We start from the raw sequence: 24,911 nt of genomic DNA on the forward strand, positions 1-24,911 counted from the left end.
GGTCACATAGCCTGAGATCGTGTTGCCGCTCTGGTCCAGCACGACGCCGAGACCGGAGGCGCTGTCGATCAGATTGGTCGCGGTGCCGTTGGCGGCGATGCTCAGCGCATAGGCCGTCGTTCCGCCGTCGGCACCGGTCACCACATTGAACGCGCCGGCGAAGTTTTCCTTGCCCAGCGTATGCCCCTGCGTCGGCGACGCATCGGGCGTCGAGCCGTTGACGCCGGCGTTGGTCGCGGCCGACAGATAGGCTTCGAACGTGTTCAACGAGCTCGTCGTCCCGCTCAACGAGATCGCCGGACCATCGTCCAGGAACGTCAGATGCGGACCGACATCGGCGGTCGCGGTACCGGTGTGGTTGTTGTTATCCGTCACCGTCGCCGTCAGCGTGACCATCCCGGCGGGCAAATGCACGCCTTCGTTGATGTCACCTCCGACCTCGCCGGTACCCTCGTGCATCGAGCGCAGATCGGTGAGCGTGATATGGCCGGTCGCGTCCACGGAGATCGTGAAGTTGGCGAGGCCGTTCTGACCTCCTTCCCTGCCGACGACCTGTCCGTTCTCCAGGAACAGGAACACATGGTTGCCGGTCTGCGAGTCGATCAAACCGGAATCGACGCCTGGCGCGCTGATCGACAGCGCGAAGGTCAGCGACTTCTCGCCACCGGGCACGGTGATCGAGAACGGGATCAGCCCCGTCGCCACGGTCGAACCTGCGGGTCCGAGCCCGGAGCCAGCGATCCCGTTGGTCGCAACGGTCAGGAAGCTCTCGTCCACGGCCAGATCCGGCGCAGCGCCCAGGGAAATGGTGGGGGCAGCAGGAGTAGACGACTGCGGGAGGTTGGTACCGGTCGGCGGCGTGTCGGTGAAATTCGGCAGCGTTTCCGGCCCAGCCAGAACGTTGGTGGGAACGGGACCGAGATCATCCACCGCAAACGGACGGAAGTTCGCGCCGCTCGCCTGCGCGTTGCCGGTCGCGCCACCATTGTCGGCCGCCGGCAACACGGACGAATCCGTGCCGATCGGAAACAGGCCTGCAAACTCCTGGACCGAGACGTCGCGACCGGGCGCCATCTCAATCGTAACGTTGCTCTGCCCATCCGCACGGGAGTCGAAGAACGGCTCAACCGTGACGGTCGACTGGTTGTCGAACAGGATGATCAGCTTTTCGCCGATATGAACCAGCGTGATCTTTTCATTGGCGATCGACGAGAAGTCGACCTTCGCTTTCTGGTCGTATCCAAGATTGACGACGACCGCCTGATCGGTCAGCGGCTTGGTCAGCTTGTAAATTCGTACGGGAGCCGAATTGGTGGAATTGCCGGTGCCGGTAGCCTGAGCGACCTGAAACGAACCCTGCATTATCGACTCCGCAAAAAATGCGATTAGAGGAAAAATTGTAGAAAAATTTACTTTTAGGCTATTGTTAACCCTCCCCTCCGGTCAAGAAATGTATTTGGTTAATCAATGCTTTCCCTGCGAGTGTGGTAAAGATCGAACAGGTCGGGGCTGCAAGAACAATGGTTTAGCCCGCCTGACTTGGTCGAAAGGCAGTATTTGCCCGGCCCTGTTCGTCCTTGCCGGCGATTTGGAGCGGTCGATGCGGGTGATTCTACGGGGATGCGCCGCGGTTTTGCTTTGGGGCTCGATCGGCGCGGCATCCGCACAAGCCCCAACACCGGTCCCGCAGCAAACCACGGTCGAACGCCAAGTTCGCGCCCTGGCCAACCGGGAGACTCAAACCGGCATCTATCTCAACGTGTTACCTGATTGCACGTCGGGGCCGCTGCCGACCATCCGTCTGGTCACGCCACCAGCCGCCGGAAAGGTCGTGGTGAAGACAGCGAACGCCAAGACGACCAATTACAAGGCCTGCCTGGCGCTCGAGGTGCCGGCCTATGTCGCCTTCTACAAGGCGCCACCCGAATTTCTCGGCGACGACGCGCTGACCATCGAGGTCAAGTATCAGGGCGGCCGCACCGAAATTCAGAAGATCACAGTCAAGGTGAGCGGACCTGGCGGCCAGCAAAAGATCTAACGCGACGCGCGACCTTGCCCACGCTCTCACGGGCGCATCCATGTCCAGCCGTTCCGGGCCTGAAACTCCGCCTCAGAGCGGATCGCCTTCAGCCGTCTCCTGCTCCAGTTCGCGCGAGACCTCGCTCGGTGCTGCGGCTGGCTGGCCAAGCGAAGCCTTATCCTCGTGGCAATCGCTGATCCGACGGGCGACCACCCGGTCCATCCTCGGCGCCTGCCCGTGAACTTCATTGACCTCGGTGTAGGCCTCGTCGCTCAAAACCGTGATGACGGTGCTGACCGGCCCCATATAGTCGCAGCGGTTGGAGAAGACGTATTTGTTGCTGATCTTCTCCGGCCTCGAAGAATGGCAATTTCCGATCGATGGGGACGAGAACGTCGCCTTCATCGCCTGGGTCGGGTCAACACAGCGGGTCATTTCGCGCTCGAGCAGCTTTTGCCGCACGTTCGACGGCGACACGAGCTCCATCGTCCGCACGAAGCGCCACATGCCTTTCCGGAATGTCGGTCCGTTGAAGCCGTCGTCGGCCACCGCGCCATGGGAGGCAAGCAAGGATACGGAAAGCGCGATCACGACGCCAAGCATGCATGCGAAGACCTTCGACTGCCCGAAGCCCTCACGCGAAGTCATTTGTTGAATCCTTATCGACCGCATGATGCGCATCGCGTGCCTATTACTTGAAGCACGCCCAACCTCACTTCATTCCAGAACACTTCGCGTTAAGGTCGAGTAAATACTCGCCCTTTTGGTTGAGGTTCTCCGCTGTGGGATGCACGTCGCCATGAGCCGGTCCAGGCCGGTCGCAAATCAAGCCCGCAGCTCAGCCGCTCACGAGCTGATGCAGGCAAGCTTGCCTGCCAGCTTCCCTGGCTGATCGCCAACCTAGTGCTGCAAACGCGCCGGAGCCGACTTTTCGGAGTTGGCTGCACCTCCGTCATCGCAGTCGCCGATCCTCGTCGCGACGACCGTGTCGGTCTTGGGATGTTCTCCGGTGCTGACCTCGTTCAGCTCGGTATAGGCCTCGTCGCTGCGTACGGTAATGACGGTGGTGACCGCGCCCATGTAATCGCATCGGCGCCCGAAGGTGTACTGATTGCCGACTTTTTCGGGCTTGTCCGAGACGCAGTTTCCGACCGGATCCGGCGAAAAGGTCGCCTTCATCGCGAAGGTCGGGTCGACACAGCGCGTCGTCTCCGCGTTGACCACGCGATACTTGAAATTCTTGTTGGCGGTCCTGACGACGTCGAGCGTTCGGATAAAGCGCCACAAGCCCTTGCGGAAGCTGGGGCCGGAGAAGGGTTGAGAGGGCTGGGCCGCTGCGTCCCCGCCGCTCGCCGGTTGGGGAGATGGTGCCTGTGCATGCGCCGTCAGCGACGACGCCGGGATAAACATCAGGGTGAGCAACGAAACTGCAATGGCACCACGGAAGTTCATTCCCACCCCCGATGTTCGTCCGAAACCCGTTCGCGATGCGATCCGGTCAGGCTCGCGAAGCAGTCCCACGAAACGACTTAACTGCCCCACCACTTGCAGGCCAATTGTGGCCAGTAAAGGCACGTTGTCGCAGCACGACGGCCCTCAACCTAATTCCGCTCCATTGCAGCAAACTTGCAACACTCGGCGCTCGAACCCTGTGCCTACCGCTGCCGCAGGTTTGACCTTGGAGACTTTTTTTGCTCATTTGGCACGAGATATTTTTTCTCAATTACTTTGCCTATCGCTGGACGAGGGGGCGCAGATGCGTATTCGAATTGGCTACATGGTCGCGGGCATTTTGGCTTTGGGCGCAGCGCTGTCGGGCACTTCCCGGCAAGCGACTGCCGCGGATCTCGGCCTGGTCACGAAGGCACCAGTCGGCACCTGCACCGAGATCGTGTTCACCTGCGAGAACGGCCATCAGTATCCGCTGTGCCCGCGCGCTGTGTCGGTCGAGGGCGAAGTGGTCACCGCCTCACTGCTCACCGGCCGCGGCGGCATCCATGTGCGGCACGTGCCGATGGGCGTCGGCTATCGCTATGCCGGCCGTGGCGTCTGGCTGGATGGCTTCCGGGAAAATGCGCTGCTCAACTTCGGCAAGCACCACCAGGTGGCGTGCAGCATCGCGCACTCATGAGTGTGCGCTCTGCGTCGCTCCAATTGGCGTGACGCAGAGCACTTCAAGCAGCTGAGCGCTCTTCACCCCTTGGTGTGGAGCACGACGCGCGATGAGCGCGAGAACATGTAAGCCTTCGGATAGACGTAGACCGGGCAGTGGTCCTGCCACTGGTACAGCTGCCAATTCCATTTCCAGCAGCCCGATTCGATCTGAGGCTCCTGCACGTAGTCCAGCCGGTACGGCGGATCGCCAAATGGGTAAATCTCGCCAGATCGCGCCGCCGTCGATGACAGGACGACGATTGAAGCGGCCGCCGCAATGATCACAGAAAACGACTTGTTCATAACGCCCCTCGATCGAATGACGTGACGGCACAAGAGTGCCAAATCCACCGGTCCCTATCAAGGTGCCGGCCGCCACACTCCGGCGCCAATCGACCGTTCCAGAGCGTTTTCGAGCGAAGTGGGTCCCGGTTCGCATGAAGAAAACGCGTCAGAACAAAAATCTGGAGCCTCGTTCCGATTTAATCGGAAGGAGGTTCTAGACCGCGCGATTCTGTGTCGGCGAGCGGCCGCCGCCGTCGGCGACCAGCACCGCACCGGTCACGAAGGACGCCTCGTCGGAGGCCAGAAACAGGCAGCACGCCGCGATCTCGGCCGGCTCGGCCATCCGTCCCAACGCGATCCGCCGTTCGACGCCGCGAAACTCGGCATCGGGTGTGGTGCCGTTCTGGTCTGCGAGCAATTGCATTTCATAGGCGCTCATCGGCGTACGCACCCAGCCGGGCGCGACCGCGTTGGCGCGGATGCCGTCGGCGCCGTGTGCGTAAGCCAGCGAACGCGTATAGGCGACCACGGCCGCCTTGCTCGCAGCGTAACTTGCGCTATCCGGGCTGGCATTGAACGCGGCAACGGAGGCGACGTTCACGATCGCTCCCCCGCGCTGCCGCAGCAGCGGCAAGGATGCGCGACAGACCCGCATGGTGCCGGTGAGGTTGACATCAAGCGTCCTGGCCCAGACCTCGTCGGAGACGGTCGCGGGCTGATCCGGCACAATCAGGCCGGCCGCGTTGACGACGATGTCGAGCCACGCGCCGCAGGCGTTGACGGCCCTGGCGACGTCGTCCGGCCGGGTGACATCACCATGGAACGCCTGCCCGCCGCACTCGGCCGCAGCGGCCTGAAGCGCAGCGTCGCCGAGGCCGAACAGCACGACGCGCGCGCCGCTCAACGCCAGCAGCGCAGCCGTGGCCCGGCCGATCCCGGTGGCTGCGCCGGTCACCAGCGCCGTCTTTCCGTCCAGCCGCGGCATCAGAGCGTGATCCGGAAAAGTGGAAACCGGTCTTCCGAAAAGCTCATGCTCATCTAGACTCCCCACTGCCGTTCGACGGCAAATCCGGTCTCCGGCAGCGTCGAGCCGCCGTCGACGACGATGGTTTGCCCGGTGACATATCTGGCTTCGGCGGAGGCGAGATAGAGCATCGCGCAGCCGATGTCGTCGGCACTCCCCATGTGTCCCATCGGAATGAAGCGTTCGAGTTTCGCCTTGCTCTCAGGCGCACTCATGGTGCCGCAGCCCGGCTTCTCGATGAAGCCCGCCTCGACGCCGTTGACCGTGATGCCGTCGCGCGCGAGCTCGAACGCGGCGCCACGGATGAATGCATTGACGCCGGCCTTTGCTGCCGAGTAATGCGCGCCGCCGCCCATTGCGACACGCGCGGATACCGAGGACGTTATGAGAATGCGCCCGAACCTGGCGGCGCGCATATGCGGAGCTGCGGCCTGCGCGAGCCAGATGCTGGCGTTCAGGTTCAGCGCCAGCGTCTCGTCGAGCTTGGCTTCATCAAGCTCCTCGAGCGAAGCCCACGGGCAACCGCCGGCGTTGTGCACGACAATATCGAGTCGGCTGTATTTGGCTGCGACACCGTCAACCATCGCACGCAAGCTACTCCGGTCGAGCCGGTCGAACGGGATGCAATGCACCGACCGTCCATCGGCCGCCAGTTCACGCGCCAGCGCCTCGGCCACATCGAGCGTCCGGTTGGCGATCACCACGGTCGCGCCGGCCTGCGCAAGCCTCGTCACGATGGCTGCGCCGATCCCCCTGCCGCCGCCGGTGACGATGGCAACCCGGCCGTCAAGATTGAACGGAGGCGCCTGCATCAGATTGCTCCCGCCCCTTTCACGAGATCGATGAACTGCGCGAACACCGCCGTGTGCTTGTCCACGTCCCGGGCCGACGTCGCCGGACACATCAGCAGCATGGTATGAAACGGCGTCACCAGAATGCCTTCGTTCATGTAGAACGCATGCAGCAAGGTCTCGAGATCGGGTTGTCTCCCGGCAATGACGTCGGCGCCGCTGCGCGGCGGCTTCGGCATGAACATGATCTCGGCGCGCGCGCCGATCTGGGTGACGTGCCAGGGCAGACCGGCCGCTTCGATCAACCGGCGCGCTTCCTGCGCGAGCCACGTTGCGGTTCCGATCATCCGCTCGTAATTCGCAGAGGTCAGCACCTTCTCCAGCACCGCGCGCATGGTGGCAACCGTCAAGGCGTTGCCGGCGAGCGTGCCGCCGAATCCAAGATGCGCGGACTGCCGCTGGCGCGGATTAACATGGGGAACGAGCTTCCAGAGCCGCTCGGCGATCTCCTCGTTGAGGCCGAAGACGCCGGCCGGGATGCCGCCCGCGATCGCTTTGCCCGCGACGAGAATGTCGGACTCGAGTCCATACGCCTGGCTATAACCTCCCGGTCCACAGGACAGCGTATGGGTCTCGTCGATGATCAGGACAGTGCCGGCGCGCCGGGTCAGGTCGCGCAACGCCTGGTGAAAACCAGGATCGACCGGGATCATGCCGAAATTCGTCATCAGCGGCTCGGTCAGCACGCAGGCGACGTCGCCATGCGCAAGCGCCGCCTCGAGCGCGGCAACATCATTGAACTCGACGACCCGGCTCACGGCATCATGGTCGATGCCGTTAGGATGGATCATGTTGCGCAGGCCGACCCGACCGTCGCGGATCTCGACATGCGCTTCCTCGACGCCGCCATGATAGCAGCCGGAGAACACCAGCACCTTGCGCCGGCCGGTGATCATGCGCGAGATACGGATCGCAGCGCGGTTGGCGTCGGTCGCCGACGTCGTCAGCGTCCAGTATTTCGGACCGAAACGGCGCGACAGCTCCGCACCGACCCAGATACTGTCCTCTGTCGGCAGCATCATGGTCGCACCACGCTTGAGCTGAGCGAGCGCAGCCTCCGTCACCGCCTCGGGCGCGTGCCCGCACATGCCGCCGGTGTCGCCGAGACAGAAATCGATATAGTCGCGTCCGTCGATGTCCCTGATATGCGCGCCATTCGCTTGCTCGGCATAGACCGGAAAGCCACCGGCCCAGCGCCGCATCCAGTGCGATGGGCCGCCATACAGGTAATGCTGCCTGCCTTCCTGCCACGCCGCTGCCGATCGCGGATGCAGCGCCCGAAAGCGCTCCTGCTCGGCGTCGAGCAATCGATTCAGAGTGCCGGTGCGTTCAGCGGTTGCAGATGTCATAGCGCGATCCAGGCGGTCTTGAGGTCGGTATATGCGTCGAGGGCGTGGAGCGACTTGTCGCGTCCAAAGCCGGATTGCTTGAAGCCGCCGAGCGGCACCGTGATGTCGGCGCCGCCATAGGCGTTGACGTGCACGACACCGGCCTTGATGGCGCGCACCATACGATGCGCGGTCGAGAGGCTTCCGGTCCACACCGCCGATGCAAGTCCATAGGGCGTCGCATTGGCAAGCGCTGTGGCATCGTCCTCGCTGTCGAACCGCGTGACTGACAGCACCGGGCCGAACACCTCCTCGCGCCAGACCTCCATCGCCGGCGTCACCTCGGTGAGGATCGCCGGCGCCATGAAGTTGCCGCCGGTCTCGACGCGGATCTGCTCGCCGCCCGTCATCCGCTTCGCGCCCTGCGCTTCAGCGCGGGCAACGGCGTCCAGATTCTTGCGCAACTGCACCTTGCTCGAAATGGCGCCGATATCCGAGGTCAGTTCGAGGGGATCGCCGACCCTGAGTTTCGCGGTCGCGTCGAGCAATTCATCCATGAAACGATCATAGATCGCGGACTGCACCAGCAGCCGCGAGCCGGCGACGCAAACCTGACCGGAGTTGCGGAAGATGCCGTTGGCCGAGACCTTGGCCGCATGTTTGATGTCGGGCACATCGGCGAACACGATGTTGGGCGACTTGCCGCCGAGCTCGAGATGCACGCGCTTCAGGTTCGATCGCGCCGAGCCTTCCAGCAGACGCCGGCCGACCGCACCCGAGCCGGTGAAGGCAAGCACGTCGACATCCATATGCAGCGCCAGCGCCTCGCCGGCTGATGCGCCGCGGCCGGTGACGACGTTGAGCACACCGTCCGGCAGACCCGCCTCCGTCGCGAGCTCAGCAAGCCGCAGCAGCGTGAGCGACGCAAGCTCCGGCGGCTTGACCACGACCGAGTTTCCGGCGGCAAGCGCAGGACCGATCTTCCACGCACCGATCATCAGCGGGAAGTTCCACGGCACGATCACGCCGACGACGCCGAGCGGTTCGCGATGCACGAGCCCGAGCACGTCGCCTGAGGTCGGTGCGATCTCGCCATACACCTTGTCGATCGCTTCGGCGTAGTAGCGGATCGTGCCCGCCGCCGACAGCGGCTCGGCCTTGTAGGCCATGCTGATCTCGGTGCCGTTGTCGCGCACACCGAGCACCGCGATCTCGAGCGCGTGCTGCTCGATGAGATCGGCGAACCGCAGCAGCACCTTCCTGCGTTGCGCCGGCGCCGCGCGGGACCAGCTTCCCTGCTCGAAGACCCGTCGCGCTTGCCTCACCGCAAGGTCGACGTCGGCCGCATCGCCGTCGGCAATGCTCGTCAACAGCCTGCCGTCGATCGGCGACACGACATCGAGCCGTGCCTCGCTGACCGCCTGCGCGGTGCGGCCGCCGATGAAGAGCTGTTGGGCCGGAATGACGGCCGAGCGATATCGATCGATCTGGGCTTGCTGCATGCGAGATCATTGTGACGATGACAAAATGCGGCTCCCGACCGGGACCGCGGGCATGGTGCAATCCTCGCCAAATCAAGGCTTTGACAGCAATCAACCGATAGGTGGATGTCACCGCAGCCGGCGCGCTCATAGCGTGATTGCACGATGGCCGAACGTCCTGCACGCTCGGTGCAACGCCCGTCGCCCACCATCATTCACGCCTGCCGGCGAACACTGACAAGGTCATGCCTGAGATTACGCAGCCCCGCATTCTCCTGATCGGAACGGGAGACACCAAGGCCGACGAACTGCTGTTCATGGGCGAGTGCATCGCCCGGGCCGGCGGCAGGACGATCATGATGGACATCAGCGTGCTCGGCGATCCGCCGTACCAGCCGGCGCATGACAAGCACGCGGTGGCCGCCGCAGCGCAGACCACGATCGAGGCGATTGCATCAAGCGGCGACGAGAACTCCGCGATGTCGCTGATGGCGATCGGCGCCGCAAACCTGGCCCGCGAGCTCGCTGACAGCGATGCCATCGACGGCGTGATCGCCATCGGCGGCACGATGGGAACTGACCTTGCGCTCGACGTCGCGCAGGCGCTGCCGCTCGGCCTGCCGAAGCTGATCGTCTCGACCGTCGCATTCTCGCATCTGATCCCGCCGGAGCGCGTCGCGGCCGATTTGATGATGATCCTGTGGGCCGGCGGCCTCTATGGCCTCAACGGCACCTGCATGGCCGTGCTGTCGCAAGCCTGCGGCGCGATCGTCGGCGCAGCCAGGAGCGCGATCAAGCCTAACCGGGACCGGCCGGTCGTTGCGATCACGTCGCTTGGCAAGAGCTGCCTGCACTACATGGTCGAGCTCAAGCCGCAGCTCGAGCGCCGCGGCTATGAGGTGGTCGTCTTCCACACCACCGGCATGGGCGGACGTGCGATGGAGTCGATCGCGGCCCAAGGCGGCTTTGCCGCGGTGCTGGACCTCAGCCTGCAGGAAGTCGCCAATCAGCTCACCGGCTCGGTGGTCAATTCCGGTGCCGACCGGCTGGAGAATGCCGGCAGAGCGGGCATTCCCCAGATCGTCGCGCCCGGGGCGATCGATATGGTCGACTTCCCGGCATGGCTTGGCGTTCCAAAGGAGCTGTCGGATCGCCCGTTCCACGCGCATAACCGGCTGCTTGCGTCGGCCACTTCAGGCGCCGCCGATCGCCAGCGGATCGCGCGCGCGATTGCCGAGAAGCTGGCCCAAGCCAGCGCGCCGGTTGCCTTCGTGCTGCCCACGGGTGGCATCCAGCAATGGGACCGCGAGGGCGAGGCTCTGCACGATCCCGACGCCCTCGCCGCCTTTGTCGACGCGATGCGCTCGGCGGTCCAGCCACCGGTCGAGCTGCACGAGATCAGGGATCACATCAATAGCGCGGCATTCAATGAAACGGTGCTCGGTATCTTCGACCGATGGGTCGCAGCCGGCATTGTCCGCCCCGGCCGCACCACGGCGGCCGCATGACCCGTCCGCTCGCCCAGGCGCTGGTGCTCGACTTCGGCGGCGTGATCTCGAAGACGCTGTTCGAGACCCATGACCTGACCGAGCGCACGCTCGGGCTCGCACCGTGCACGTTGAAATGGCTCGGACCGTTCGCCCCCGACAGCGATCCGCTCTGGATGTCGATGCAGCGTGGCGAGATTTCCGAACGCGACTACTGGCTGACCCGCAGCCGCGAGGTCGGCCGCATGCTCGGTGAAGACTGGCGCGACATGGAGACTTTCGTGAAACGCGCGCGCGGTGCCGACCCCGAAACCGTGATCCGCCCCGAAGCGGAGCGTGCGATCACTCTCGCCGCCGACGCCGGGTTCCGGCTCGCCATCCTCTCGAACGAGCTCGACCTGTTCTACGGCGCCGACTTCCGCACCCGTCTGCCCATCCTCAAGCGCTTCGAGACCATCGTCGACGCGACCCATACCGGGATCCTGAAACCCGATCGGCGCGCCTATCAAAGCGTGCTGGACGAACTGCGGCTGGAGGCAGAAGATTGCGTCTTCGTCGACGACCAGCGCCGCAACATCACGGGCGCCGCTGCGTGCAACATGCGCACGGTGCTGTTCGACGTGCGAAACCCGGCGGCGTCCTACAGCGAGGCGCTGCGGCATTTCGGGCTGCAATTCGACTAAAGCGTTTTCGAGCGAAGTGGGTACCGGTTCGCGTGAAGAAAACGCGTTAAAGCTAGAATCTGGAGCCCCGTTCCGATTCCATCGGAACGGAAAAGGCTCCAGCCGGACAGAGAGCAATCATGCGCGACAGAAACTTCCTGGTTGAGAACAACGCCAAGCCGATCTGGCACCCGATGGCCCATCCCGCCGAGATGCGGACGCAGCCGCCGCGGATCGTGATGAAGGGCGAAGGCGTCCAGGTCACCGACATCGACGGCAAGACCGTGATCGATGCGGTCGGCGGCCTCTGGAACGTCAATCTCGGCTACAGCTGCGATCCGATCAAGATGGCGATCGCAGACCAGCTCAGCGCGTTGCCCTATTATTCGGGCTTCCGCGGCACCTCGAACGGTCCCTCGATCGAGCTCGCCTACGAGCTCACCGAATGGTTCAAGCCCGAGGACATGGTCCGCGCCTTCTTCACCTCAGGCGGCTCGGACTCGGTCGAGACCGCGCTGCGGCTGGCCCGGCAATACTGGAAGATCAAGGGCCAGGCCGACCGCACCAAGTTCCTGGCGCTGAAGAAAGGCTATCACGGCACCCATTTCGGCGGCGCCTCTGTCAACGGCAACGCCAATTTCCGCCGCAACTACGAGCCGATGCTGCCCGGCGTCTTCCATATCCCGGCGCCGTCGACCTATCGCAATCCGTTCAACGAGACCGATCCAGCCAAGCTCGCGCAGCTCTGTGCGGCGGCGATGGAAGAGGAGATCGCATTTCAGGGCGCCGACACTATCGCCGCCTTCATCATGGAGCCGGTGCTAGGCGCCGGCGGCGTGATCGTGCCGCCGGACAGCTTCATGAAGCTCGTGCGCGAGATCTGCGACCGTCACGGCATCCTGATGATCGCGGACGAGGTCGTCACCGGCTTCGGACGCACCGGCGCATGGTCGGGCTCGCGGCTCTGGGGCGTGAAGCCCGACATGATGACGATGGCCAAGGCGATCACCTCCGGCTATTTCCCGCTCGGTGCGACGCTGATCGGCGAGCAGGTCGCGGAAGCCTTCGAGGCCGATACCACGACGTTCGGCTCGATCGGCCATGGCTATACCTATTCGGGCCATCCGGTCGGCTGTGCCGCGGGCCTTGCGGCGCTCGCGGAGACCCGCCGCCTCAAGCTTGACGAGAATGCCACCGCGCGCGGCAAGGACCTCGCGCAGGCGCTGGCCGCGCTCAAGGCGAAGCATCCGCTGGTCGGCGACGTCAGGGGCAAGGGCCTGATGGCAGCGCTTGAGCTCGTCGCCGATCGCGACAGCAAGAAGCCTGCCGACAAGAAGACGATGGCAAAGGTCGCAGATGTCGCCTACGAGGCCGGCGTGATGCTGCGCGTCTCCGGCAACAACCTGATCCTGTCACCGCCCTTGATCCTCACGTCAGCCGACGTGAAGCGGATCGCCGAAGGGATCGACGCCGGCCTCTCAGCGGCCGGCTGACAGTGCGCTGACGCAGGCCATGGCGCGCTCGAACGGCGCGCCATCCACCGCGTTGCGGTCGAGGCAGTCGGCCAGCGATGCGGCCGACATCGTCTGAACAGTGCAAAAGATCCGCATGAAGTCGGCCGCGAGCGCGACCTTGCGCGGCGTCGTCTGCCGGTCCCAGTCGCTGCTGCTCAAATAGAGCAAGGACGCATCGTCAGCGCTTTCGACCGCGGCGCCAAGCGCGGCCGGCCCTGTCGCCAGCAACGTCAGCAGCGCGCCGGCCACCGCTCCAGCGCGATGCGCGCGGCCCCTCATTTGGTGTCCCTGGCATTCACCATCGGCGGCACATCGAGCGCGGGATTGCGATCGAAGAAGTTGAACGGACGCAGCCGGAAGCCGTGCCACAGGCCGGGCATCACAGGCCAATCCTCGGCGCGCGGCACGTGGCGGAAACCGACCGTGTACCAGAGCACCAGGTCGCGGTCCTCGATCGGCCGCTTCGCCGCGGTCCATTTCGGCAGGCCGTCGACCTCAGGGTTCTCATTCGGATACATGCCCGCGGCGTAGCGCTCGTCCCTGGCGTAGGCCGAGGTCCACAGCGTGTAGGCGCTGAAGCCGGCGCGCAGCTGGATCGGATCGTCCTTGGCGAGCAAGGAGACGTCGGAGTGGCCGGGCATGATCTGATAGCTCGTGCGGTAGCCCTGCTTGTTGGTCTTGCCCGTGCTCTCGATCCTGAATTGCGCCGCGCTCAGCGGCGTCGTGACCGGTCCTTCGGTCGCGACCGGCCTGGTGTCGACCTGCCACAGGCTCTTGCGCTGGCCCTGCTCCAGCCGGCGGACGCTGAAGCGATCCTCGACCAGCCGGTTCGAGGCGCCGTCGACGTCCATGTCGATCCGGAACGTCATGTAGTGATCGTGATTGACCGCAAGCAGCCGCTCGTCGACCAGCGTTCCGTAGGCGGTATCCTGCGCGGCCGTCGGGTCGCTCAGTGTCCGACTTGCGACGCCCTTGGTCGCATCGATGCCGTAGGCGCCGAGCCGCACATCGATATTGCCGGCGCGGTCGAACACGTAGTCCACCAGATAATCGTAATTGCCGACCACCGGGGCCATTCGAACCACCAGCTCGTTGTTCGGCCGCACCTCGGCGGTGTTGTTGAGCAATTCGCTATGGCGCCAGATCGGATCGCCGGTCGGCCGCTCGAAGATGCAGACCGCGCCCTTGGAGACGACCGGATTGCCCTTGGTGTCCGAGATCGTCAGATCGAGATAATGCGCGCCTTCGGGACAATCCACGCCGCGCTGCAACTCGCTGGACAGCACGCCAAAGCCGTACTCGCCGATATCCATATAGGCGCGGAACGACCAGGTCGGCGCCGGATCCATATAGGGCACGAACATCTCGCTTGCGGACATCTGATAGGCGACGTCGCGGAGCGTGCCGTGGTCGTCGTAGCGGATCAGCGACAGCACGGCGCCGACGCGCGGCTCGAGGCGGACATGGAACGACCAATTGTCCCAGCGGACCTGGCCGCCCTCCACCTTCACATTGCTTCCCTCGGGTGCGGCGATCTCGATCGGCTTCGGCGGCCTGCGGTATTTTCCGGAGTCGGCATAGGCGTGTGACGGCGTCTGCGCCGGCGGCGGCACCACGCCGAGATCGGTCACCGACAGCACCGTCCTGCTCTTGAGATCGACCTGGGCGACCAGGTTCTCGATCGGCTTGCCCCAGAGATTGTTGGCGGCGCCCGTGGTGTCGACGCAGGGCACGTTGAGCAGGCGACGGCCTTTCAGGGCCGGATCGGTCACCGGCCCGACCGTCAGCGGCAGGCACAGCACATTATGGAAATCGGTGATGCCACGCTTGGCCATCGCAGCGATCCAGCGCGGGTCCTGCTTCGGCAAATCGCCGGCCGACATCAGCTCGTCGATGGTCAGCGCGGCCTCGTGATCCCTGATCTCATCCCAGCCGGCGAGGCTGCGCGCGGCGAGATCGATATGCGCCTCGTAGAGATGGCCTCCGCTCAACAGCGTCACGTTGGCACGGCGCGCGAAGGGCTGTCCGGGCTTCCATGCCCGCACCTCGTCCTTGGGGTCTTCGTCGACCGTCATGGAGACGACCCGCGCCGCATCGTCGAGCTTGCCGGCGCCGCGGAGGATTTCGGAGACCGAACGAATCTCGTCCGTGGTCAGCCCATCCATCGGGTGCGTTGCGGCCGCCTGCGGCCACATCCTGCGCTCGGCCTGCACCGGCAGCGGCGCCGCCAGTGTCGCTGCAACCAGGCCGGCCAATGCCAATCCACCATGCCGGGAAATCAGAGCCATCACGCCCTCCACTCAAAGCCAGAACTGTCAGAATACAAGCAAAGGTGACGGCGTGAAGGCCTGCCTCATCCGGTAACCCGTTCCGACGTCGTCGGCGGGATCGCGGCCACGGCCGGGCGCGGCGCTGCGCGGTGGACATCGAGCAGCCGGACGCCGAGGCGATCGCGCAAGGCGGGCCAGATGCCGCGCGGCGCCACGATCATCACGACGACCGCGATGATACCGAGCCCAACCAGATACCAGCCGCCGGACAGGCCGAGCGGCCCGGTCATCAACTCGCGCAGGCCGAAGAAGATGAAGACGCCGAGGATCGGACCTTCCAACGTTCCGATGCCGCCGATGATCACGATGAACATCATGTAGACTGACCAGTTGACGTCGAACGCCGCCAGCGGCGCGATGAACAGATTGCCCATGAAGCTCAACGCACCGGCAAGCCCGCATCCCGCCGCCGACAGCACGAAGGCGATGAAGCGATTGTGCCGGACATCGACGCCGACGCTCATCGCGGCGAGATCATTGTCGCGCACGCTCATCAGCCCGAGCCCGAAGCTCGAGGTCATCATCTTGTACAATGCCGCGATGGTGACCAGCGTCAGGCCGCCTGCGAGCCAGAACATGGTCGGCTCGAACCAGTCGAAATCGATCAGCTTGCTGGTGGCGAGCGGCACACCCGACGTGCCGCCGACCGCCTGCGATTTCATCGTGAAGGCGCCGATGATCTCGGCGAACACCCACATCGCGATCGAGAAATAGGCGTCGCGCAAACGAAACAGCGGAAAGGCGATGATCGCAGCGACCGCCGCCGCCACGAGCGGCGCGACCGGCAACACCCAGATCGGAGTGACCTCGAGCCAGCCGGAGGTCAGGAACAGCGCATAGGCGCCGAAAGCGATGAAGACCTGATGGCCGAGCGAGACCAGTCCGGCATAGCCCGCCAGCAGGTTCCACATCTGCGCCATCGTCAGCAGCAGCAGGCACTCGGTCGCAAGCCGCAGAAAACCTTCGTTCAGCACGAAGGGCGCGCCGGCGATGACCGCGACGAGCACGATGGCAGAAGCCATGAGAATTGTTCGTGTCGGCATCGGCGTCACACCCTGCTCGACACGAGACCCGACGGGCGGATCAGCAGCATGATGAAGAACAAGAGATGCGCGTAGAGCAGCCCGGCATTCGGATCGATCTTCAGCCCGATCAGCTGCGCCATGCCGAGCGCGATGCCGCCGAGCAGCGCGCCCCAGAACGAGCCGAGCCCGCCGAGCACGACGACCTCGAAGGCGATCAAGAGCCGCTCGGCGCCCGAGAACGGCGTGAAGCTCGACCGCACCGCAAGCAGCACGCCGCCGATCGCGCCGAGTGCGAGCGACAGGCCCATGACGTAGTTATAGACCCGGTCAGGCTTGACCCCGGACAGCCGGACGATGTCGCGGCGGTCGGCGGTGGCGCGCACGATCCGCCCGAACTCGGTATGGCGCAGCACGAGCTGCAGCGCCATGAACAGCAATGCGGCGAGCACCAAGGTCAGCAGCGGCATGATGCCGATGTTGAGGCCGGCAACCTCGAGGCTGGCGCGCGACAGCTCGCCGACCTGGAGGCTGCGCACGTCGGCGCCGAATATCTCGACCATGACGTTGCGCAGGATCACCGAGACGCCGAAGGTCAAAAGCAACGGCGACAGCGGATCGGGCGACGTCACCACGCGGTTGACGATAAGCGCCTGGTACAGCCAGCCGACCGCGAACGACAACGCGATCACCGGGATCAGCATCAACAGCGGCGAGACCTGGGGAAACAGGTTGGACAGCAGCACAGCGCAGAACGCGCTCAGCACCATGAACTCGCCATGCGCGATGTTGACGACGCGCATCACGCCGAACACCAAAGCAAGCCCGATGCCGAGCAGGCCATAGAGCCCGCCCAGCAGGGCCCCGTTGATCAATGTCTCAACCCAGATCATGTCATGCCAATCCTGGCTAGTTTCCGAAATAAGCGTGCGTCAGCTGTTCCGGCTGCAAGCCTTGCGCCGGGCCGCTCAGCGACACCCGCCCCTTCAACAGGCAATAGATCCGCTCCGACGTCGCGAGCGCGCGCTTGACATCCTGCTCGACCAGTACGACGGCGGTGCCCTCGCGGCGGATGTCGGCAAAGGAGCGGTAGATCTGCTCAACCACGACCGGCGCCAGCCCGAGCGAAATCTCGTCGCACAGCAGCAGCCGCGGGTTCGACATCAGCGCGCGGCCGATCGCCGCCATCTGCTGCTGGCCGCCGGAGAGCTGCCCGGGAAACATCCGCCGCCGCTCTTCAAGGATCGGAAACAGGTCGAACACCCGCCGCAGCGTCCAGCTGCCCTTGCGCCGGTTGACGCTGCCCATCAGCAGGTTCTCCTCGATGGTTAGCGAATCGAACAGCAGCCGGCCTTCAGGCACCATGATTAGCCCGAGCCGCGAGACGTCCTCCGCCGGCATCTGCGAGATGTCGATGCCGTCGAAATGCACCGCCCCGCGCCGCTCCTCGTTGAGCCCGACCAGCGCCTTCAGGAAGGTCGACTTGCCGGCGCCGTTGGCGCCGACCAGCGCCACCGCCTCGCCGTCCGCGACGGTGAAATTCATGTCGAACACGGCCTGGAGATCGCCGTAGAAGATCTGCAGGCCGTTCACATCAAGCAACGCCATCGGCCTTCAATCCCATATAGATCTCGCGCACCACGGCGCTGTCCATCACCTCGGCCGGCGGCCCTTCCAGCACCTTGCGGCCGAAATCGAGCACCAGGATGCGATCCGACACTGCGCGCAAGGCGTGCGGAATGTGCTCGATCCAGATCATGGCGTGATCTGCTTTCACCGACTTGATGATCGCAACGAGGCGCTCGACTTCGGGCTCCGTCAGCCCGGCCGCGATCTCGTCGAGCAGGATCAGCTTGGGCTTCGAGGCCAACGCCTTGGCGAATTCCAGCCGCTTGCGATCGATCAGCGGCAAGGCGCCCGCGAGCTTGTCCGCCTTGGCGTCGAGCCCGGTGCGCTGCAACACCTCCATGGTCCAGCTGGTTGCCGCCTCGCCGTACAGGCCCGCGCCGTAGGACGCGGCGACCAGCGCGTTCTCATAAACCGAGAGATGCGGAAACGGCTGCGGGATCTGGAACGCCCGCCCGAGCCCCATCCGTGCCCGGCGATGCGGCGGCAGGCCGGTGATCTCCTTGTCGTCGAGCATGATCGAACCGCCGTCGGCCGTGAGCAGGCCGACGATCAGGTTCAACAGCGAGCTCTTGCCGGCGCCGTTCGGGCCGATCACGCCGAGGCATTCGCCGCGCGCCAGCTCGAAGCTGACATTGTCGGCCACCACGATCTCGCCGAAGCGCTTGCAGAGCCCGCTGACGCGCAGAAGCGGTGCCATCTCAGGCCAGCTTGGAGAGCAGCTGGAGATCGGCCTGCTTCGGGATGAAAGGCGCGGTGCCGTTGTGCACGATCAGGAGCTCGTATTTCGACTTGCCGCCCTTGCTCTTGCGCCATTGCCCGCCCGACAGCGACGTCACCGCGACGTTCTTGATCGGCGTCCCCTTGAACTTCACGGGTCCGACCACCGTCTCCATGTCGAGCCCCGCGATGGCATCGCGCAACGAGTTCTTGTCCTTCGGGTCGCTGTTCTGCAAAGCGGCAAGCGCAACCTCCCATAGAGCGTGCGCGTAGCCGATCGGCTGGGTCCATTGCTTGCCGGTGGTCTTCTCCCATTCCGCGGCGAGTTCGGCGGCGCTCTGTCCGGTCAGCGACGACTTGAACGGATAGGCCGGCGTCCACCACACCTCGGTCGACATGCCGTCGCCGCGATCGCCGAGCGCGTTCACCGCACTGGGGAACAGGAAAGCCGCCGCCACCGTGCAGATCTGCGGCTTGAAGCCGGCCTGCGCCGCCTGGTTCCACAGTGTCACCCAGTGATTGCCGTAGGTGAAGCCGGACACGATATCGACGCCGTTGCTCTTGAACGACGACACCTGGTTGGTGAAGTCGTCGGTCGCGATCTGGAATTTTCCGGCGGAGAATTCCTGATAGCCGGCCCCCGCAATGCCGCCGGGCAGACCGACCTTCGGATCGGAGAACGCCTGACCTGCGGGATTGTCGATGTAGAGCGTACCGACCTTCTTGTTGGTCTCGACCGACTGCCACATGCCGAGGAAATTCTTCACGACATCATCGGCGCCCCAGAAGAAGTGATAGCTGTAGGGGAAGCCCTTGTCGGGCGTCGACTTGCGCGGGAACATCCAGCCCTGCCACGGCACCATGGTCGAAATCGACGGAATGCCGCGGGCATCGGCGAGCTCCTGCACCGGAGCCTGCGCGTCGCCATCCTCGATCAGGATCAGGTCGCATTTCTCGCGCAGCACCAGCTCGCTCGCCACCACCGACGAGCGGTTCGGGTCGGACTGATTGTCCTTGAAGATGAACTCGACCTGCCAGGTCTTGCCGCCGATCTTCAGGCCGTCCTTGAGCCGGGCCTTGATACGTTCATGGATCCAGGTGTCGGGCTCGGCAAACGGCGCGCGGACGCCGGAGAGACAACCGACCCAGCCGATCTTGATGGTATTGCCGGCGGCCCGCGCGACGTTCACCAGCGGCACGTTCATCGCGGAAGCGAGGCCGGTGGCACCGGCCGCCTTCAGCAGCGTACGCCGGTCGAGCCGGCCGGACGCCGAATTGTTCTTTGTCTCAGTCATGTCCTCTCCCTCCACAACTAATGATGAAATTGCTTGACCGCGGGCTCACGCCGCCGATCGCCGGATCGCGGCACGGCTCACCGCCGCAAATTTGCACAATGTGTTCTCGATAATCTGGCGCGGGATGCCGCGCACGATGAAGACCAGACGCGAGCGCCGGTCCGCCGACGGCCAGCCCTGCAGCGTGATCGGCGGATGGAAGACGTGCTGCACGCCATGCACCACGACGGGCGCATCGGGTTGCTCGGCGACATGCACGATCGCCTTGAAGCGCAGCAGGTCTTCACCTTTGAGCGCTGCGACGTAGTCGAGCCAGCGCGCGAACGCCTCGCGTTGGATCGGCTCGTCGATGATCAGGCTGTAGGACGACACGTCCGTGTTGTGCGCGTGGTGGCTGTGATGGCCACAATCCTCGTCGTCGCAATGGTGCTCCACGTGATGATGCGGCGCGTTCGCGGCCTGCGCTGCCAGATCGAACCAGCGCACGACATCGGCAGAGTGGGCCGCCGGATCAAACAGCCCGGCATCAAGGACTTTGGCCGGATCGACGATCCCATTCCGGACGTGATGGCGAGCCGCGACCGGATTGATCGCTGCGAGCCGCACGTCGAGCCGTGACAGTTCATCATCGGCGGCAACATCGGTCTTGGTCACGAGCAGCCGGTCGGCGACGGCAATCTGCCTGACGGCTTCGCTGTGGGCCGCGAGGGTGCGCGCGCCGTTGACGGCATCGACGGTCGCGACCACGCCGTCGATCCGGTAGCGACTGAGGACATCGGGCGCCGTCATCAGCGTGTGCAGCACCGGCACGGGATCGGCGAGCCCGGTGGTCTCGACCAGCACGCGGTGGAACGGCGGGATCGTCCCTGCCGCACGGCGTGACGCAAGGTCAGCCAGCGTCTCGATCAGGTCTTCGCGCACCGAGCAGCAGATGCAGCCATTGTCGAGCAGCGCCAGGCGATCCTCGCTGCTCTCGACCAGGAGATGATCGAGCGCCACCTCGCCGAACTCGTTGATGATAGCGACGACGCCGTTGAGCTCCGGCTGGCGCAGCAAATGGTTCAGCACGGTGGTCTTGCCGCTGCCGAGAAAACCGGTGAGCACTGTGACCGGGATCTGGTCCACCGCTGCCATCACGCGCCCCGCTCGTAGACCTTGCGGCCCTCGAAGAAGGTCATCTCGACCCGCGTATCGGCAAGCTGATCCTGCGGGATGTCGAAGATCATCTGGTCGAGCACGATCAGATCGGCCGATTTGCCGACCTCGATCGAGCCGATCGATTGGCCGAGGCCCGCCGCACGCGCGGCGTCGATGGTGTAGATGTCGATCACCGTGGCGAGATCGAGCGCCTGCTCGGCCCACAGCGACTTGCCGGGAAAATCCCCGGTGGGATTTTGCCTGGTCACCATGCCCTCGATACCCTGCCAGGGATCGGGGATCGGAATCACCGGCCAGTCCGAGCCGCCGGCCATCAGCGCGCCGGCCTCCTTCAGATCCTTGTTCGGCCAGAAGCGCTGCGCGCGCTCCTCGCCCATCGCCGCCTTGTGCGCCTCGAGGAAGACGGTCGGATACCAGATGATCGGTGACAGATCGGCCGCGACGCCGAGCTCGGCGAAGCGCTTGATGTCGTCGGGCGCGATGTAGCTCGCATGCGCGATCTGATGCACCAGATGCGTCGAGCCGTTGAAGCTGCGCACAACGTCGATGGCGTCGAGCGCCTGGGTCACCGCGGCATCTCCCGCGCAATGGATCTTCGCGGCCAAGCCGAGCTTCTCGCAGCGCCCGAGCCAGCGGATCAGGTCGGGCACCGTCAGCATGGTGGCGCCGCGGAAGCAGCAGCCGCGCACGGGATCGGCGACATAGGGCTCGTGGAAGGCCGCGGTCTTGGCGCCCGGCACGCCGTCGAGGAACACTTTCACATAGTCAGGCTTCACATGCGCGCCGCGATAGTCCTCGCGCAGCGCAAACAGCTCCTCACCGGCCTTGCCGAACATGAAGCCCGGCTCGACCACTGGCATCGCGCAGACCGCCCAGGCGGTCAGCTCGCCGCGGTCGTCGAGCCCCTTCAGCGCCGCCAGGATCGGCTGCATGCTGGCGGCATCGATGAAGGCGGTGACGCCATAGGTGTTCAGGACCCCGATCGAGCGCGCCACCGCGGCACGGTCCATCTCGGGCGTATAGTGTCCGGAGGCCGCGAGCGCCCGCTCCACCAGACCCGAGGCGGCTTCGATCATGATCCCGGTCAGCGTCCCGGTCTTGAGGTCGCGGCCGATCTCGCCATCGGTCGGATCGGGGGTATCGGCCTGTACGCCGGCCAGCCGCAGTGCCGCCGAGCTCGCCCAGCGATTGTGATAGGTGTCGTCGCGCAGCACGACTGGGTGTCCGAGGCACGCCGCGTCCAGCAGCGCACAGGACTCCGCGGTGTTCATCTCGTTCAGCAGATTGTTGCCGAACTGCCCACCGACGATCCAGGCGCCGGGCTTAGCCGCTGAGGCGGCCTTGTGCAGGGTCTCGGCGATCCTCGGCACGCTGTCGGCGTTGGAGAAGCGCAACTCGTAGAGATCGGCCTGCCCGCCCATCATGATGTGATTGTGGATGTCGACGATCCCCGGCATCGCCATCCGTCCGCGCAGATCGACGGTCGCAGTGCGCTCGCCGACGAGCGAAGCGACGTCGCGCTCCTCGCCGACGGCGATGAACCGGCCGGCCTTGACCGCCGCGCACGCCGCCCAGGGCTGCGCCCGGTTCGACGTGTAGATCCGACCGTTCCGGAAGACCGTGTCGGCGAATGTCCTGTTCATACGGATCAACTTCTCGATTGGGAAAGCCTGGGGCGCTCACTGTGCGGTGCACAGCGGTCGAACCGCGCACGACACCAGCGTGACGCCAAACGTTCGGCATGTCGGCATTTGGAACAATCCACCGTCCGGTGGATGCTTCGCCGCCTCCCTGCAGGCGCAGGGCTTTTGCGCATTGCCTGCCTCCGCAGGGGCGCACTGCAAAATATCGAAAACAACCCCATGCAAAGTAGCCGACGGCGTGCCAGCATTCGACATGGCGACTTGACATGTCGGGCAAATCAGCGATTTAATTCTATTAATCCGAAGTCTTGCGGTGCACGTCAGAATCCCAGCGCCAACCCGTCCTTGCGGTGGTCGGAGGCGCCGAACAGGACACCGCGCGCATGGTCGATGCGGATCGCTTGGCAGCCGCCGATCGGCTCCTCGGAGAAGCGCGCTTCGTGACCGCGGGCGCGCAGGTCGTCGCGGATATCAGGCGATATCGTCGTCTCCAGCGACAGCGCGCCATCGAAGGCAAAGGAGCGCGGTGCCTCGGCGGCCGCCTGGATGTCCATCTTCAAATCGAAGATGTTCGAGATCAGGTTGGCATGGCCGGCGGCCTGGTAATGTCCGCCCATCACGCCGAACGACATCACCGTCCTGCCGTCCTTGCGCAGCAGGCCCGGAATGATCGTGTGCATCGGGCGCTTGCGCCGCCCGAGCGAATTCAGGTGTCCCGGCCTGGCGCGAAAGCTCCAGCCGCGGTTGTGCAGCAGAATGCCCGACTTCGGCGCGTAGATGCCGCTGCCGAACGGATAGAACAACGAGTTGATCAGCGAGACGGCGTTGAGGTCACGGTCAACCACCGTGACATAGACGGTGTCGCGGTGCTCGATATCGTCCCAGGCCGCGGGTGCGGAGGCGCGGCCCATGTCGATCTTGCTGCGGATCCTGCCGATATAGTCTTCGGCCAGGAATGCAGCCGGATCGACCTTGCTGGTCGTTGGATCGCAGAAGAAGGCGTCGCGCGCGCGGTAAGCGGCCTTGGTCGCTTCGGCCAGCAGATGGATCCGATCGGCCTGCGCGAGTGCTGCGACATCGAAGCCGGCAAGCGTCCGCAGGATCATCAGCGCAGCCAGACCCTGCCCGTTCGGCGGACACTCGACCACGTCGTGATCATGGTAACGCGCCGAGATCGGCCGCACGTAATCCGAGCTCTGCGCCGCGAAATCATCGGTGCTATGGGCTCCGCCCAGGGCGCGCAGGACGTCCACCATCTCATCGGCGGCCTCGCCCGCATAAAACGCCTCGCGCCCGTGCTGCGCGATCCGGCGAAGGGTGCGGCCAAGCGCAGGTTGGGTCCGGATGTCGCCGACGTCGGGCACCTTGCCGCCGGGAAGGAACTGCGCCGCCGCATTGGGATCGATCTCGATCCGGGCCCGGAAACGGCGCCAGTCCTCGGCGACGCGCGGCGTCACGCAAAAGCCCTGCTCGGCGGCCGCTATCGCCGGCCGGAAGATCTCGTCCAACGACTTGCTGCCGTGATCGGCGACCAGCCGGCACCACGCGTCGATCGCGCCGGGCATAGTCACCGCCTCCGGCGCGGTCGGCGGAATGTCGCGCGCCCCGCTTGCGGAATATTTCTCGACATCGGTACCGGCCGGCGTGCGGCCGGAGCCGTTCAGCGCGATCGGCTCGCCGGCATCAGGCGAATACAGCGCAAAGCAGTCGCCGCCGATCCCGGTCATCTGCGGCTCGACCACGCCCTGCACCGCGACCGCAGCCACCGCGGCATCGACGGCATTGCCACCGGCCTTCAGCATCTCGACCGCGGCGAGCGTCGCCTGCGGGTGCGAGGTTGCGGCCATGCCACGCTCGGCAACCGCCACCGAGCGGCCGATGGCCATGAAATCACGCATGTCGAATCCTCTGATATTGCGAGCGGCGGCCGCCCGCCAACATTGTCGAATACGACACCGGTCCTTGGCGGACTCTCGGTTGGCGGCGCGGCGTGCGGCAATCCACCTAACGGTGGATCGGCCAAACGGCATCGAAACTTGTCCCGCAAGGTGCTTCCCGGACGCGGCAAACAACCCGAAGGACAACCCAAACAAAACCCGTCGAACCTCCGCGCGAAGCATGCTGCGGCCTATCTAGCTAGTTGCGCGCACGTCCGTATTTCCCCGGTGGGTAACTGGTTGCCAGGCTCGGGGCGCGATGGCACGCTGTCATGATCGATTTGGCTCACGTTGAATTCCAATGCCGATGTCCTCTCGCAAAGAGTTTCATGGCGCCAGGCGAAGTCGTTCCGGTTGCGGGGCTGGATGGTCAC

General features: G+C 64.8%; 23 protein-coding genes. 5 read left to right on the plus strand and 18 right to left on the minus strand.

Annotation, left to right across the window (positions count from 1 at the left end):
* Positions 1-1,362, minus strand: a 1,362-nt coding sequence (locus H8A95_RS07380) for a DUF5801 repeats-in-toxin domain-containing protein (RefSeq protein WP_229182565.1), incomplete at its 3' end; no start/stop codon positions are given.
* An 88-nt stretch (positions 1,363-1,450) separates the two neighbouring features.
* Between H8A95_RS07380 and H8A95_RS07385 the strand changes: the two genes are divergently transcribed.
* On the plus strand, positions 1,451-2,038 hold the full coding sequence (locus tag H8A95_RS07385; RefSeq protein ID WP_229182566.1) for a hypothetical protein: 588 nt from the start codon (positions 1,451-1,453) through the stop codon (positions 2,036-2,038).
* A 72-nt stretch (positions 2,039-2,110) separates the two neighbouring features.
* Here H8A95_RS07385 and H8A95_RS07390 read toward each other — a convergent pair whose 3' ends face one another.
* A complete protein-coding gene (locus tag H8A95_RS07390; protein ID WP_229182567.1) occupies positions 2,111-2,701 on the minus strand; it encodes a DUF3617 domain-containing protein in 591 nt (196 codons plus the stop codon).
* A 219-nt stretch (positions 2,702-2,920) separates the two neighbouring features.
* On the minus strand, positions 2,921-3,472 hold the full coding sequence (locus H8A95_RS07395) for a DUF3617 domain-containing protein (RefSeq protein WP_229182568.1): 552 nt from the start codon (positions 3,470-3,472) through the stop codon (positions 2,921-2,923).
* Positions 3,473-3,776: 304 nt separating this feature from the next.
* Between H8A95_RS07395 and H8A95_RS07400 the strand changes: the two genes are divergently transcribed.
* Positions 3,777-4,151, plus strand: coding sequence for a hypothetical protein (locus tag H8A95_RS07400; protein ID WP_229182569.1), 375 nt, complete (start codon positions 3,777-3,779; stop codon positions 4,149-4,151).
* 62 nt (positions 4,152-4,213) lie between these two features.
* Here H8A95_RS07400 and H8A95_RS07405 read toward each other — a convergent pair whose 3' ends face one another.
* The 5 genes from H8A95_RS07405 to H8A95_RS07425 form a co-directional block, all read right to left on the minus strand.
* Positions 4,214-4,477 carry a hypothetical protein gene (locus H8A95_RS07405; RefSeq protein WP_229182570.1) on the minus strand — a complete coding sequence of 88 codons (264 nt, stop codon included), beginning with the start codon at positions 4,475-4,477 and terminating at the stop codon, positions 4,214-4,216.
* 196 nt (positions 4,478-4,673) lie between these two features.
* Positions 4,674-5,444 (minus strand): SDR family NAD(P)-dependent oxidoreductase, encoded by a 771-nt coding sequence (locus H8A95_RS07410; RefSeq protein WP_229182571.1) that lies wholly within the window; start codon positions 5,442-5,444, stop codon positions 4,674-4,676.
* Positions 5,445-5,497: 53 nt separating this feature from the next.
* The gene (locus H8A95_RS07415) at positions 5,498-6,295 is read right to left on the minus strand and encodes an SDR family oxidoreductase (protein ID WP_229182572.1); all 798 of its coding nucleotides are present in this window, start codon (positions 6,293-6,295) and stop codon (positions 5,498-5,500) included.
* Positions 6,295-7,683, minus strand: coding sequence for a transaminase (locus tag H8A95_RS07420; protein ID WP_229182573.1), 1,389 nt, complete (start codon positions 7,681-7,683; stop codon positions 6,295-6,297). Before H8A95_RS07420 ends, H8A95_RS07415 begins: the two co-directional genes overlap by 1 nt.
* The gene (locus H8A95_RS07425; protein WP_229182574.1) at positions 7,680-9,164 is read right to left on the minus strand and encodes an aldehyde dehydrogenase; all 1,485 of its coding nucleotides are present in this window, start codon (positions 9,162-9,164) and stop codon (positions 7,680-7,682) included. The genes H8A95_RS07420 and H8A95_RS07425 overlap by 4 nt, the downstream gene beginning before the upstream one ends.
* 224 nt (positions 9,165-9,388) lie before the next feature.
* Here H8A95_RS07425 and H8A95_RS07430 point away from each other — a divergent pair, with 224 nt between their 5' ends.
* From H8A95_RS07430 to H8A95_RS07440, 3 genes are all read left to right on the plus strand, one after another.
* Entirely contained in the window at positions 9,389-10,651 is a 1,263-nt protein-coding gene (locus tag H8A95_RS07430; RefSeq protein ID WP_229182575.1) for a Tm-1-like ATP-binding domain-containing protein, read from the plus strand.
* Positions 10,648-11,313, plus strand: a complete 666-nt coding sequence (locus H8A95_RS07435; RefSeq protein ID WP_229182576.1) for an HAD family hydrolase — start codon at positions 10,648-10,650, stop codon at positions 11,311-11,313. Before H8A95_RS07430 ends, H8A95_RS07435 begins: the two co-directional genes overlap by 4 nt.
* Positions 11,314-11,432: 119 nt before the next feature.
* Positions 11,433-12,785, plus strand: a complete 1,353-nt coding sequence (locus H8A95_RS07440) for an aminotransferase class III-fold pyridoxal phosphate-dependent enzyme (protein WP_229182577.1) — start codon at positions 11,433-11,435, stop codon at positions 12,783-12,785.
* Here the strand turns inward: H8A95_RS07440 and H8A95_RS07445 are convergent.
* The 10 genes from H8A95_RS07445 to H8A95_RS07490 form a co-directional block, all read right to left on the minus strand.
* Complete coding sequence (locus H8A95_RS07445; RefSeq protein ID WP_229182578.1) at positions 12,771-13,055, minus strand: hypothetical protein; 285 nt, start codon at positions 13,053-13,055, stop codon at positions 12,771-12,773. The two genes, H8A95_RS07440 and H8A95_RS07445, sit on opposite strands and share 15 nt — an antisense overlap.
* Before the next feature lie 26 nt (positions 13,056-13,081).
* On the minus strand, positions 13,082-15,094 hold the full coding sequence (locus tag H8A95_RS07450) for a copper amine oxidase (RefSeq protein WP_229182579.1): 2,013 nt from the start codon (positions 15,092-15,094) through the stop codon (positions 13,082-13,084).
* Positions 15,095-15,159: 65 nt separating this feature from the next.
* Positions 15,160-16,158, minus strand: coding sequence for a branched-chain amino acid ABC transporter permease (locus H8A95_RS07455; protein ID WP_229182580.1), 999 nt, complete (start codon positions 16,156-16,158; stop codon positions 15,160-15,162).
* Between the two features lie 26 nt (positions 16,159-16,184).
* Positions 16,185-17,051, minus strand: coding sequence for a branched-chain amino acid ABC transporter permease (locus tag H8A95_RS07460; protein WP_229182581.1), 867 nt, complete (start codon positions 17,049-17,051; stop codon positions 16,185-16,187).
* Between the two features lie 16 nt (positions 17,052-17,067).
* The gene (locus tag H8A95_RS07465; protein WP_229182582.1) at positions 17,068-17,766 is read right to left on the minus strand and encodes an ABC transporter ATP-binding protein; all 699 of its coding nucleotides are present in this window, start codon (positions 17,764-17,766) and stop codon (positions 17,068-17,070) included.
* On the minus strand, positions 17,753-18,484 hold the full coding sequence (locus H8A95_RS07470) for an ABC transporter ATP-binding protein (protein WP_229182583.1): 732 nt from the start codon (positions 18,482-18,484) through the stop codon (positions 17,753-17,755). The genes H8A95_RS07465 and H8A95_RS07470 overlap by 14 nt, the downstream gene beginning before the upstream one ends.
* A gap of 1 nt (position 18,485) precedes the next feature.
* Positions 18,486-19,799, minus strand: coding sequence for an ABC transporter substrate-binding protein (locus H8A95_RS07475; protein ID WP_229182584.1), 1,314 nt, complete (start codon positions 19,797-19,799; stop codon positions 18,486-18,488).
* Between the two features lie 45 nt (positions 19,800-19,844).
* The gene (locus H8A95_RS07480; protein WP_229182613.1) at positions 19,845-20,933 is read right to left on the minus strand and encodes a CobW family GTP-binding protein; all 1,089 of its coding nucleotides are present in this window, start codon (positions 20,931-20,933) and stop codon (positions 19,845-19,847) included.
* Positions 20,933-22,600: an amidohydrolase gene (locus H8A95_RS07485; RefSeq protein ID WP_229182585.1), complete on the minus strand. Its 1,668-nt coding sequence runs from the start codon at positions 22,598-22,600 to the stop codon at positions 20,933-20,935. Before H8A95_RS07485 ends, H8A95_RS07480 begins: the two co-directional genes overlap by 1 nt.
* 320 nt (positions 22,601-22,920) lie before the next feature.
* Positions 22,921-24,498 carry a gamma-glutamyltransferase family protein gene (locus H8A95_RS07490; RefSeq protein WP_229182614.1) on the minus strand — a complete coding sequence of 526 codons (1,578 nt, stop codon included), beginning with the start codon at positions 24,496-24,498 and terminating at the stop codon, positions 22,921-22,923.
* Positions 24,499-24,911: the final 413 nt, after the last annotated feature.

This window comes from Bradyrhizobium oropedii (assembly GCF_020889685.1).
In the GTDB taxonomy this organism is placed as follows: domain Bacteria; phylum Pseudomonadota; class Alphaproteobacteria; order Rhizobiales; family Xanthobacteraceae; genus Bradyrhizobium; species Bradyrhizobium oropedii.